The sequence below is a fragment of the Cellulomonas endophytica genome (assembly GCF_004123805.1).
Lineage (GTDB): Bacteria > Actinomycetota > Actinomycetes > Actinomycetales > Cellulomonadaceae > Cellulomonas > Cellulomonas endophytica.
Genome location: NZ_RWJX01000095.1, coordinates 1 through 11,328, shown reverse-complemented (window position 1 = coordinate 11,328; position 11,328 = coordinate 1). Strand labels below are relative to the sequence as shown.

Sequence of the window (11,328 nt, the reverse complement as noted above, 5' to 3'; positions counted from 1 at the left end):
GGGACGGTCAGCCAGCGGCCTGCTCGTCGGCGCCCGTGAAGAAGAGGATGCGGGTGCGTCCGATCGTCAGGGTGTTGCCGTCGAGCAGCGTCGCCGCGGGGACCTGGTGGCCCTCGACGAAGAGCCCGTTCGTGGAGCCGAGGTCCGTGGCGACGACCCCGTCGGGCGTCACGCGGATCTCGACGTGGCGCCGGGAGACCCCGGGGTCGTCCACGACGATGTCCGCCTCCGAGCCGCGGCCGATGACGGTCGTCGGGCCCGTGAGGATGTAGCGCTGCCCGTCGATGTCGACGAGCGGGTGCCGGGGGCTGGGCGAGGCCGACGTCGCCGGGGCCACCGCGCCGCGGACGCTGGAGGACGAGATCTCGAAGCGGCCGGCGTCGAGGTCGACGTTCTCGGTGAAGCGCACGCTCACCGGCCCGACGAAGGCGTACTGCTGCCCGGCGGCGTGGTCGGTCGCGGTGGCGGCGAGCTCGTCGGCCATGGCCTCGGCGCCCCAGGACTCGACGAGGTCGTAGTCGGGCGTGGACAGCTCGATGGCGTACTCGTTCGGCGCGACCGTGCGGTCCCGCCCCACGACCATGGCGCGGTCGTCCATCTCGCGGCGCAGGGCGTCGACGAGCTGCACGGGCTTGAGCTCGCCGCGGAAGGAGCGCACGTTGTTCATGGCGCGCTCCACGCCCTTCTCGATCCGGTCGAGGAACCCCACCACGCCCTCCCTCCTGCCGCTCGCGCCGTCGTCCGTGACCCGTGCACCGAGGGGCGCGCGGCCGCCCCCGCCGGGCGTCCGGAGGGGGCACCGGGCACGACCCGACGCCCCGGGACACGTCGGGGACCGCACCGATGGTAGCCACGCACGCCCCCGGGGCGGCCCCGGCACGGCCGCGACGTGCCGGGACGGGTGGATCCGGCGCGTCGTGGCGCGGCCGGCCGGACGCGGCCGGACGCGGCCGGACGCACCGGCCCCCCCGGGCCGCACGGACCGCCGCCGGCGCTCCCCGCGTCCTGGCGTCCCCGCCGCCTCTGCTACTGTTCTGCACCGCGCGCGAGTGGCGAAATGGCAGACGCGCTGGCTTCAGGTGCCAGTGCCCGCAAGGGCGTGCGGGTTCAAGTCCCGCCTCGCGCACACACCCGGTCGGCCCGCCGACCACGACGAAGAGCCCGGCCGACGGCCGGGCTCTTCGTCGTCCGGGCTCCCGCCGGCGTCCGGCGCACGGTCGGCGCCGACTCGTCGACGGGTGCGGGGCGCAGCGGACGCTTCCGCATCGCTCCCCTCGCTGTTAGCGTTCACAGCGGCGCCGACGCTCCTGCGGGCGTGGCGGGACGACGAGGGCCGAGGGTGTGACGACAGAGTCGACGGACGCGCACGTGCGCGACCCCGCGCCGCCGCCGCCGCGTCTCGACCGCCCGCCGGCGATGAGCGACGTCGCCCAGGCCGCCGGCGTCTCGCACCAGACGGTCTCGCGCGTGCTCAACGAGCACCCCAACGTCCGGCCCGAGACGCGGCGCCGCGTCCAGGAGGCCATCGAGCAGCTCGGCTACCGGCGCAACACGGCCGCCCGCGCCCTGGTCACGCGGCGCACGGGCGCCATCGGCGTCATCACGGAGGACTCCCCGCTGTACGGGCCCACGATGACGCTCATCGCGCTGGAGAACGCCGCGCGGGCCCAGGGCCTGTACGTGTCCGTCGCGACCGCGACGCGCTGGGACGTCGCCACCGTGCGCGCCGCCCTCGAGCACTACATGGACCAGGGCGTCGACGGCGTCGTCGTCATCGCCTCGCACGACGAGGCCGTCCGGGCCGTCCGCGGGTACGACAGCCGCGTCCCGGTCGTCATGGTCGGGCCGTCCGAGCTCGACGGGGACGTCCACACGGTGGCCGTGAACCAGTACGCCGGGGCCCGTCTGGCGACCCGCCACCTCCTCGAGCTGGGCCACCGCGACGTCGTCCACGTCGCCGGCCCGGAGGTCTGGCTCGACGCGCGCTCCCGGGCCCCGGGGGTGGCGCGACACCCTGCTCCAGGCCGGCCTCCAGCCGCGCGAGCCGCTCCAGGGGGACTGGACCGCCTCCACGGGCTTCCGGCTGGCGAAGGACCTCCTCGCACGCTCGCGGACGGGCACGGACCCGGAGGACCGCCTGCCTACGGCCGTGTTCTGCGCGAACGACCAGCTCGCTCTGGGGGTCCTGCACGCCTTCGCGGAGTCCGGCGTCCGCGTCCCGCACGAGGTCTCGGTGGTCGGCTTCGACGACGTCGAGGGCTCGGCGCACTTCTTCCCGCCGCTGACGACCGTCGCGCCGGACTTCACCGCCCTGGGACGGGTGTGCCTGGAGCAGATGGTGTCCGCGATGGCGGGGGCGTCGCCGACGCCGGTGCTCGTCGGCTCGGCCCTCACCGTCCGCGCGAGCACGGCGGCGCCGCGGTCGATGTGAGCGTCACCCCTGCGGGCGTGCCGTGACCGGACCGTGACCTGGGCATCTTGACCGGCCGTGTTGTGAGCGTTAACAATCAGCGCAGCCCGACACAGCCGTCGGCACCCGCTCGAGGAGGAGTCATGTCCCGTCCCGCGCCCGTCCGCACCCGCCTCGCCGTCCTGGCGACCGGCGCGCTGCTCGCCCTCACCGCCTGCTCCAGCGGCACCGCCGACGCCGGCGGTGACACCGGCGGCGGCGACGACCTCATCCGCGTCGGCTTCTCCCAGCTCGGCGCCGAGAGCGGCTGGCGGACCGCCAACACGGAGTCCGTCAAGGCCAGCCTCTCGGAGGAGAACGGCTTCGACCTGAACTTCGTCGACGCCCAGCAGAAGCAGGAGAACCAGATCAAGGCGCTGCGCGACTTCGTCGCCCAGGACGTCGACGTCATCGCGTTCTCCCCCGTCATCGAGACGGGCTGGGACGAGGTGCTCCAGGAGATCAAGGACTCCGGCATCCCCGTCGTGCTCGTCGACCGCACGGTGGACACCACGGTCGAGGACCCCTTCGTCACCTGGATCGGTGCGGACTTCCGCCAGGAGGGGACGACCGCCGGCGAGTGGGTGGCGGAGAACGCCCCCGACGCCAAGATCTTCGAGCTCCAGGGCACCCTCGGCTCCGGCGCGCAGGTGGACCGCGAGGAGGGCTTCGACGAGGTCGTCGGCGACCAGGTCATCGGCAAGGCCAGCGGCAACTTCACGCGCGCCGAGGGCAAGACGGCGGTCGAGGCGGCGCTGCAGGCGTACCCCGAGACGGACCTCATCTTCACGCACAACGACGACATGGGGCTGGGCGCCGTCGAGGCGATCGAGGCCGCCGGCAAGGTGCCCGGCGAGGACATCAAGATCGTCTCCGTCGACGGCGTGCGCGACGGCCTGCAGGCCCTCGTCGACAAGAAGTTCAACTACGTCGTCGAGTGCAACCCGGTCTTCGGGGACCAGCTCGCCGAGCTCATCACGCAGGTCGCGAACGGCGAGGACGTGCCGGAGGAGACGATCGTCGTCGACGCCGCGTTCGACCAGACCATCACGCAGGCCGACGTCGACGCCCGGGCCTACTGAGCCGACCGGCCCACGCCGTGCGCGGCGGCGGAGCCCGCCGCCGCGCACGGTCCCCCGGGGCGTACCCCGGGGACCCACGACCGACCCTCCCCAGAGAGGACAGCGATGTCCGAGCGGAACGGCCGCGCCGACGACGCGGTGGTGCGGATGACCGGCATCACCATCACCTTCCCCGGCGTGAAGGCGCTGGACGGCGTGGACCTCGTGCTCCGCCCCGGCGAGGTGCACGCGCTCATGGGCGAGAACGGCGCCGGCAAGTCCACCCTCATCAAGGCCCTGACGGGCGTGTACCGCGTCGACTCCGGCGGCATCACCGTCGCCGGGCAGGAGCTGCGGTTCGACGACCCGAGCCAGGCGCAGGCGGCGGGCATCAGCACCGTCTACCAGGAGGTCAACCTCTGCGCGAACCTCACGGTGGCCGAGAACGTCATGCTCGGGCACGAGGTCCGGCGCGGGCCCTTCGTCGACTGGCGTGCCACGCGGCGCGAGGCCCGGCGGTTCCTCGACCGCCTGAACCTCGCGATCGACCCGCGCTCGCAGCTGTCCTCGCACTCCATCGCGGTGCAGCAGCTGTGCGCCATCGCCCGCGCGCTCGTCGTCGACGCCAAGGTGCTCATCCTCGACGAGCCCACGTCCAGCCTGGACAAGGCCGAGGTGGCGGAGCTGTTCCGCGTGATCCGCACGCTGCGCGACGAGGGCGTGGCGATCCTGTTCGTCTCGCACTTCCTCGAGCAGGTCTACGCCCTGTCCGACCGCATGACGGTGCTGCGCAACGGGCGCTTCGTCGGCGAGTTCCGGACGGACGAGCTGCCCCGCCGCGAGCTCATCGCGCACATGATCGGCCGCTCCGGCGAGGCCCTCGCCGGCATCGAGGAGCAGGCGCGCACCGCGGTGACGGTCCACTCGCCGCGCGAGACGCCGCTCCTCACGGGCGTCGGCCTGGGCAAGGACGGCTCCGTGGAGCCGTTCGACCTCGACCTCTACCCCGGGGAGATCGTCGGCTTCGCCGGTCTGCTCGGCTCGGGCCGGACGGAGGCCGCGCGGCTGCTCACGGGTGCCGACCGCCCCGACCACGGGACGGTGTCCTGGCAGGGGCGCCCGACGCGGCTGTCCACGCCCCTGGCCGCGCTGCGGCGGGGCATCGCCCTGTCGACGGAGGACCGCAAGAAGGAGGGGATCATCGGCGACCTGACCGTGCGCGAGAACATCGCGCTCGCGCTGCAGGCCAGCCGGGGCGCGTGGCGCCGGATCCCCAAGCGGGAGCTCGACGAGATCGTCCAGAAGTACATGGTGGCGCTGAACATCAACCCGCCGAACCCCAACGCCCTCATCCGCAACCTCTCGGGCGGCAACCAGCAGAAGGTGCTGCTCGCGCGGTGGCTGGCGACCTCGCCGCGGCTGCTCGTCCTCGACGAGCCCACCCGCGGCATCGACATCGGCGCGAAGACGGAGATCCAGCGCCTGGTGACGGAGCTGGCGGCCGACGGGATGTCGGTCGTCTTCATCTCCTCCGAGCTCGAGGAGGTGCTGCGCATCAGCCAGCGGGTCGTCGTGATGCGCGACCGGCAGAAGATCGCCGAGATCACCAACGACGAGACGGTGACCAGCGAGACCGTCCTGGAGACGATCGCGAGCAGCGGGGAGAGCGCGGCATGAGCACGACCACGACCCCGGGCCGGCGGCCCGGCGCCCTCCTGCGGGAGGTGACCCAGCACGGCCTCGTCTGGCCGGCGCTCGCCCTCGTCCTGCTGCTGCTGGCGTGCGGCGCGAAGAGCCCGGGCTTCCTCGACGTGGCGCTGCGCGACGGCCACCTCTACGGGCAGCTCGTCGACCTGTTCCGCAACAGCGCGACGCCCCTGCTGCTCGCGCTCGGGATGTGCCTCGTCATCGCCACGGGCGGCATCGACCTGTCGGTCGGGGCGGTCATGGCGATGTCGCTGGCGGTGTCCCTCACCTACCTCGACGGCGCCGCCGACCCGAGCAGCCCGCTCACGGTGGCCACCGCCCTCGTGCTGGGGCTCGGCCTCGGCGTGCTCGCCGGCGCCTTCAACGGCGTCATGGTGGCGGGCCTGGGGATCCAGCCGTTCATCGCCACGATGATCCTCATGGTGGCCGGCCGCGGCATCGCCATGCTCATCACCGAGGGCCAGATCACCACGGTGACGAGCCCGCCCTTCAAGTCCCTCGGCTCGGGCTTCGTCCTCGGCATCCCGACGCCGGTGGTCATCGCCGCCGCGGTGTTCGTGCTCGTGGTGCTCGCCGTGCGGCGGACGGCCCTCGGCATGTTCCTCGAGGCCATCGGCACCAACGGCGAGGCGAGCCGGCTGGCGGGCGTCAAGGCCAGCTCGACGACCTGGACGGTCTACGTCATCGCGGGCGTGCTCGCCGGCCTGGCGGGCATCGTCTACGGCGCGCCGACGATGGCCGCCGACGCCAACAACATCGGCCTGCTCAAGGAGCTCGACGCCATCATGGTCGTCGTCCTCGGCGGCACCCGGCTCGACGGCGGCCGGTTCCACCTCGGCGGCCTCGTCGTCGGCGCCCTGCTGCTGTCCGCCCTCGAGCGGGCGGTCATCATCTTCGAGCTGCCCAGCCAGACCACGCCGCTGTTCAAGGCGGTCGTCCTCATCGCGGTCTGCGTGGCCGCGTCCCCCTCGCTGCGCTCGCGCCTGCGGACCCCGCGTCCGCCGGCCCGGTCCGCCGCCCGGCCCGCGGAGGTGGCGGCGTGAGCACCGGCCAGCTCGTCCCCACGGCGCCCCCCGGCGCCTCCCCCCGGACCCCCGTCGCCCGCGCCCGCGGGCTCGTGGGCTCCTTCGACCGGCGGTTCCTGCCCGTGCTGGGCACGCTGCTGACGCTCGCCCTCATGCTGGGCGTCGGGCAGAGCCGCTACAGCACCGACCGCGCGGACTTCGTCAGCATGAAGCTGCTGTCGAACCTCCTCGTCGACAACTCCTACCTGCTGGTGCTCGCCATCGGGATGACCTTCGTCATCCTCACGGGCGGCATCGACCTGTCGGTCGGGGCGGTCGTGGCGCTCGTCGGGCTCGTGAGCGCCAAGCTCTTCACGGCCGGGCTGCCGCTGCCCGCCGTGCTCGTCGTCGGCGTGCTCATCGGCACCACCTGCGGGCTGCTCATCGGCGTGATGGTGCAGGCGTTCGACATCCAACCCTTCATCGCCTCGCTCGCCGTGATGTTCCTCGCGCGCGGCCTGGCGAACGTCGTGAGCACGAACTCCCTGGCCATCGACGACCCCGGCTTCTCCGCGCTCGCGGCGTGGAGCCTGAAGTTCGGCGAGGGCCGCGGGCTGTGGCGGATCAACGCGAGCATGCTCATCGCCCTCGGCGTGCTGCTCGTGGCCGTCTACGTCCTGCACTACACGCGCTTCGGCCGGACCGTCTACGGCATCGGCGCGGGCGACCGCGGCGCGGCCGTGACGCTCATGGGCCTGCGGCCCGCCCGCACCCGGGTCTGGGTGTACGTCATCAGCGGCACGTGCGCGGGCATCGCCGGCATCCTCTTCGCGCTCTACACGAAGTCCGGGTTCAACCTCACGGGCATCGGCATGGAGCTCGACGCCATCGCGGCGGTCGTCATCGGCGGCACGCTCCTGTCCGGCGGCGTGGGCTTCGTGCTCGGCACCGGCGCCGGGGTGCTCGTCTACGGGCTCATCCAGGTGCTCATCGCCCGCGAGGGGCTCGACTCCTGGTGGACCCGCGTGTTCATCGGCGGCGTGCTGCTGGCCTTCGTCGTCCTGCAGCGCCTCATCACGGTCCGCCGCCGCTGACGGGCACGAGCAGGGACGTCGACGGCCGCCGGCCCGCCCGCGGGAGGCGGACGGGGTGAAGTCCGACCGGACCGCCGCGAGGGGGTGCGGTGGGTGCCGATGGGGAGGGCGGTACGCCGAGCGGCGGACAGGACGGGGATGTGCGCGTTGGCGAGGACCGGCGGGGTACGTGCGGCGGCTCTGGCCGTCGTGGCGGTCGTGACGACGTCGTTGCTGCCGGCGGCCGCCGCCGCCGGGGCGACGGGCACGGGCTCGGTCGGTGGGACGGTCTGGACGACCTGGGGTGACCAGCTCCAGACGTGGAACAGCCTCTTCGTCGTCGAGGCGACCGACCGGTCGGGGACCGCGGTGCTCGACGCGGCCGTGCCGGAGCACGACGGCACGTTCGTGCTCGACGCCGTCCCGGCCGGGGACGTGCTCGTGAGGGTGTGCCGGCAGGCGAGCACGCGTGACTGCGTGTATGCGGGCCCCACGGCCGACGCACGTCTTGCCGACGTCGTCCGCGTCGTCGCAGGGGGCGCGAGCGCGGTCCCGTCGGCGATCCCGAGAGCCCTCCCGGACCTGTGGACCCTGCCCTACACCTCCGACCTGGTGTGGACCGACGGTCGGACGCTGACGCCCGTGACGTACGAGCAGTGGCGGTCGATGGGGTTCGACCCTCCGCAGCGGGCGCACACCAGCTACCGCCGGTTCGCGTGGTCGGCGACGGTGTACGCCGTCACCGAGGTGTGGTCCTTCTACTGGCACCGATGGGTCACCGCCTCGCGTGCCCTCACGGCCGCCGAGTGGGCCCGGGCAGGACGGCCGGCACCGGCCCCGGCGAGCGGCACGGAGCCCGTGCCGGGGATGCGCACCCTCAGCTGGAGCACGAGCCCCGAGCTCTTCGCGGTCGAGCCCGACGGACGGCACCACAGGCTCACGTTCGCCGAGTGGCAGGGCCTCGGCGCACCGGACCCGGTGGCGAGCCCCGGCGGGTTCGTACGGCTCTCGTGGGACGGCACGGGCGGCATCGGCCGCCAGGGGACCGCGACGGACGGCTCGTACCAGCCGCTGACCTACTCCGAGTGGGTGGAGCTGGGCTCCCCGACGCCCGCGGTCGCCGCGCGCTTCCCGGGCGACCTCGTCCACGCCCGGGTGGGCGGCTCCGACCTCCACTACAGGGGCCCGAGCCTGTCGCGGAGGATCACCTACGACGAGTGGCGGCTCCTCGGGTCGCCCGAGCCGATGCGGTTCCCCTGACCCTCGGTGCCGGCCCGGTCCCCCTGGTCCGTCGCGCGAGAGCGCGGTGACGGCCGGCGCGGACCGGCCGAGCGGACGCTCGCCCTGGTCGGGCCCGAGACGGCATAGTTCCGTCCTGCCGACGAGGACGCAGGGCGACGGCCGCGACGGCGACGACGGCGGAGGGAGGACGCGGTGCGGCGTGCGGCCGTGACGATGCACCAGGTGGCCGAACGGGCGGGCGTCTCCATCAAGACCGTCTCGAACGTGGTGAACGACCTGCCCCTCGTGCGCCCGGAGACGCGGGCGCGAGTTGAGGAGGCCATCGCCGCGCTGGGCTACCGCGTGAACGTCTCGGCGCGGAACCTGCGGCGCGGGCGGACGGGCCTCATCGGGCTCGCGCTGCCCGAGCTGTCCCTGCCCTACTTCGCCGAGCTCGCGGACTCCGTCATGGAGGCCGCCTCCGCCCGCGGCACCACGGTGCTCATCGAGCAGACCGGCGCCGAACGGGCGCGCGAGCTGGCGGTCCTGAACTCCGACCACCGGCTGCTCACGGACGGCCTGCTCTTCTCCCCGCTGGCCCTCGGCCAGGACGACGTGGAGCTGCTCCGCGTGCCCTACGCGCTCGTGCTCCTCGGCGAGCGCATCTTCCACGGGCCGGTCGACCACGTGACCATGGCGAACGTCGACGGCGCCCGGGCGGCGACGGAGCACCTCCTGGCGCGGGGCCGGCGCCGCATCGCGGTGGTGGGTCACCACCCGGGGGAGACCGTCGGTTCCGCGGCGCTGCGCGTGCAGGGGTACCGCGCGGCGCTCGAGGCGGCGGGCGTGCCGTTCGACGAGCGGCTGCTCGGCGAGGCGCAGCAGTGGCACCGCAACACCGGCGCCGACGCGATGCGCGCGCTCCTCGAGGACGGGGTGCGGTTCGACGCCGTGTTCGGGCTCAACGACGCCGTCGCCCTGGGGGCGCTCCACGTGCTGCACGAGCGGCGGGTCGCCGTGCCCGAGGAGGTCCTCGTCGTCGGCTTCGACGCCGTGCAGGAGACGGCGTACAGCTCGCCGCCGCTGTCCACGGTCGACCCGGGGCGGGAGGACATCGCCCGCACGGCCGTGGGCCTGCTCCTCGAGCGCGTCGCCGGCGCCGACGTGCCGCCGCGCCTCGTCGTGGCGCCCCACCGCGTGCTGGTCCGGGAGTCCACGACCCCCTGAGGGCTCTCGGCGCACGCGTCCCGGGCGCGTCCGGCGCCGTTACGCGCCGTCCTGACCGGGCCGCCGTCCCTCCCCGGCTGCTCCGCTCGGGGTGGTCCGCGGGTCGGTGAGGCGCCCGCGGGGCCGGGAGGTCACGTTCTGGTGACGGTCGTTGTGCCCCCGGGCGGCCGGGTGCTACGTTCCGCTTACATCGTTGTAAGGGCACCGCGCGGCGGAGCGTCCTACATCGATGCATGGCCTCGCGACGGCGCGAGCGCCCGCAGTGATCGAGGAGGATCAGATGCGTCTGCGCACCCCTGACCGGACCGCTCTGGCGACGACGGCCGTCGTCGCGGTGGCGTCCCTGACCCTCGCCGCGTGCAGCGGCGGCGGCGGCACGGAGGGCTCCGGCGGCAGCGCCGGCGGCTCCGAGGGCGGACCCACGGAGCTGCTCGCGTGGCACGGCTACACCGAGGCGGACGGCGACGTGCTCCAGAGCATCGTCGACCAGTTCAACGCCTCGCAGGACGACTACGAGGTCAAGACGGAGGAGATGGCCTGGACGTCCATCTCCGAGAAGCTGCTCACGAGCCTCGGCGCCGGCAACGGCCCCAACCTCGTGGTCCAGGGCGTCGACACCGGCCTCGGCTACGCCAACCAGGGCGCGTTCGTCTCGATGCAGGACTACTACGACGACGAGCAGTACACGGAGAACGACAACTTCTACCCGAACCTCGTCGAGCAGGTGACGTTCGACGGCGAGGCCTACGGGGTGCCCATGGGCACGACGGCCTTCGCCGTCTACTACAACCCGGCGCTGTGGCAGGCGGCCGGCCTCACGGAGGCCGACTACCCCACGACCGTGGACGAGCTGCTCGAGGTCGCGAGGACGCTCACCCTCGACGCGGACGGCAACGGTGAGCCCGAGCAGTACGGCTTCGCGCTCCCCGACCAGGACGCGGGCCTGCTCTCCGCCCTGCTCCACACGGGCGGCGGCGACTTCATCACCGACGGCGAGAACGGCCTGTACTCCGAGGAGAACGTGGCCACGCTGGAGCAGTGGCAGTCGGCCTACGTGGACGACAAGATCAGCCCCACCGGCATGGACGCCACGGCCGCGATGGAGCTCTTCGGCTCCGGCCGCGCCGCGATGATCGTCAACGGCCCGTGGGAGATCACCTCCGCCGCGAGCTTCGGCATCGAGGTCGGCGTCTTCGAGTGGCCGGGCGACTGGGTCCACGGCGTCGCGAACTACTGGTACGCGACGAGCATGAACGACTCCGAGGAGGAGCTGGCCGGCGTCCGCGCCTTCTCCGACTGGTGGAACTCGCGCGACATGCAGGTGGAGTGGACCGAGTCCTACTACCCGCCGAACCGCGACGACATCGAGCAGTCCGAGTTCGCGTACCCGATCATCGCGACGCTCGCCGGGTTCTCGAACAACGCGCACTACTACGCCACCGGCATCTCGACCTCGGTCTCGGACATCACCGCGGAGACCGACGCGATGATGACGAACATCGCCCAGGGCGGTGACGTCGAGGAGCTGCTGCAGGCGGCCTCCGACAAGGTCGACGGCTACCTCGCGAACGAGTGACGCCCGGCGG

The 11,328-nt window shown here is 73.3% G+C and carries 10 protein-coding genes, 1 tRNA gene and 2 pseudogenes; 11 read left to right on the top strand and 2 right to left on the bottom strand.

Annotated elements, in window-relative coordinates:
• Nucleotides 1-7: 7 nt before the first annotated feature.
• Entirely contained in the window at nucleotides 8-709 is a 702-nt protein-coding gene (locus EJA20_RS16760; protein ID WP_129339681.1) for an FhaA domain-containing protein, read from the bottom strand.
• Nucleotides 710-1,043: 334 nt separating this feature from the next.
• On the opposite strand from EJA20_RS16760, the gene EJA20_RS16755 reads away from it, so the two are divergent.
• Both EJA20_RS16755 and EJA20_RS19620 read left to right on the top strand, forming a co-directional pair.
• A tRNA-Leu gene (locus EJA20_RS16755) sits at nucleotides 1,044-1,126 on the top strand.
• 290 nt (nucleotides 1,127-1,416) lie between these two features.
• Nucleotides 1,417-1,491: pseudogene (locus EJA20_RS19620) on the top strand (LacI family DNA-binding transcriptional regulator); the annotation flags it as partial.
• A 47-nt stretch (nucleotides 1,492-1,538) separates the two neighbouring features.
• On the opposite strand, the gene EJA20_RS19615 reads toward EJA20_RS19620, so the two are convergent.
• On the bottom strand, nucleotides 1,539-1,718 hold the full coding sequence (locus tag EJA20_RS19615; RefSeq protein ID WP_240675601.1) for a hypothetical protein: 180 nt from the start codon (nucleotides 1,716-1,718) through the stop codon (nucleotides 1,539-1,541).
• On the opposite strand from EJA20_RS19615, the pseudogene EJA20_RS19610 reads away from it, so the two are divergent.
• The 9 genes and pseudogenes from EJA20_RS19610 to EJA20_RS16715 form a co-directional block, all read left to right on the top strand.
• A pseudogene (locus EJA20_RS19610) lies at nucleotides 1,633-1,941 on the top strand (type 1 periplasmic-binding domain-containing protein); the annotation flags it as partial. The gene EJA20_RS19615 and the pseudogene EJA20_RS19610 overlap by 86 nt on opposite strands.
• A gap of 73 nt (nucleotides 1,942-2,014) precedes the next feature.
• Entirely contained in the window at nucleotides 2,015-2,431 is a 417-nt protein-coding gene (locus EJA20_RS19605; RefSeq protein WP_240675600.1) for a substrate-binding domain-containing protein, read from the top strand.
• Nucleotides 2,432-2,553: 122 nt separating this feature from the next.
• Nucleotides 2,554-3,531, top strand: coding sequence for an ABC transporter substrate-binding protein (locus EJA20_RS16745; RefSeq protein WP_129339678.1), 978 nt, complete (start codon nucleotides 2,554-2,556; stop codon nucleotides 3,529-3,531).
• Between the two features lie 105 nt (nucleotides 3,532-3,636).
• Nucleotides 3,637-5,187, top strand: a complete 1,551-nt coding sequence (locus EJA20_RS16740) for a sugar ABC transporter ATP-binding protein (RefSeq protein ID WP_129339677.1) — start codon at nucleotides 3,637-3,639, stop codon at nucleotides 5,185-5,187.
• Complete coding sequence (locus EJA20_RS16735; protein ID WP_129339676.1) at nucleotides 5,184-6,260, top strand: ABC transporter permease; 1,077 nt, start codon at nucleotides 5,184-5,186, stop codon at nucleotides 6,258-6,260. The genes EJA20_RS16740 and EJA20_RS16735 overlap by 4 nt, the downstream gene beginning before the upstream one ends.
• Nucleotides 6,257-7,315 (top strand): ABC transporter permease subunit, encoded by a 1,059-nt coding sequence (locus tag EJA20_RS16730; protein ID WP_205687558.1) that lies wholly within the window; start codon nucleotides 6,257-6,259, stop codon nucleotides 7,313-7,315. Before EJA20_RS16735 ends, EJA20_RS16730 begins: the two co-directional genes overlap by 4 nt.
• Before the next feature lie 198 nt (nucleotides 7,316-7,513).
• Complete coding sequence (locus tag EJA20_RS16725; protein WP_129339675.1) at nucleotides 7,514-8,554, top strand: hypothetical protein; 1,041 nt, start codon at nucleotides 7,514-7,516, stop codon at nucleotides 8,552-8,554.
• A gap of 195 nt (nucleotides 8,555-8,749) precedes the next feature.
• Nucleotides 8,750-9,742: a LacI family DNA-binding transcriptional regulator gene (locus EJA20_RS16720; protein ID WP_129339679.1), complete on the top strand. Its 993-nt coding sequence runs from the start codon at nucleotides 8,750-8,752 to the stop codon at nucleotides 9,740-9,742.
• A 280-nt stretch (nucleotides 9,743-10,022) separates the two neighbouring features.
• Nucleotides 10,023-11,318, top strand: coding sequence for an extracellular solute-binding protein (locus tag EJA20_RS16715; RefSeq protein ID WP_164984038.1), 1,296 nt, complete (start codon nucleotides 10,023-10,025; stop codon nucleotides 11,316-11,318).
• The last annotated feature ends 10 nt before the right edge of the window (nucleotides 11,319-11,328 follow it).

What these genes read in the sequence shown, in the direction of transcription:
- EJA20_RS16740 (WP_129339677.1), top strand. Translation starts at nt 3,637, where the DNA reads ATGTCCGAGCGGAACGGCCGCGCCGACGACGCGGTGGTGCGGATGACC.
- EJA20_RS16715 (WP_164984038.1), top strand. Translation starts at nt 10,023, where the DNA reads ATGCGTCTGCGCACCCCTGACCGGACCGCTCTGGCGACGACGGCCGTC.
- EJA20_RS16735 (WP_129339676.1), top strand. Translation starts at nt 5,184, where the DNA reads ATGAGCACGACCACGACCCCGGGCCGGCGGCCCGGCGCCCTCCTGCGG.
- EJA20_RS16745 (WP_129339678.1), top strand. Translation starts at nt 2,554, where the DNA reads ATGTCCCGTCCCGCGCCCGTCCGCACCCGCCTCGCCGTCCTGGCGACC.
- EJA20_RS16720 (WP_129339679.1), top strand. Translation starts at nt 8,750, where the DNA reads ATGCACCAGGTGGCCGAACGGGCGGGCGTCTCCATCAAGACCGTCTCG.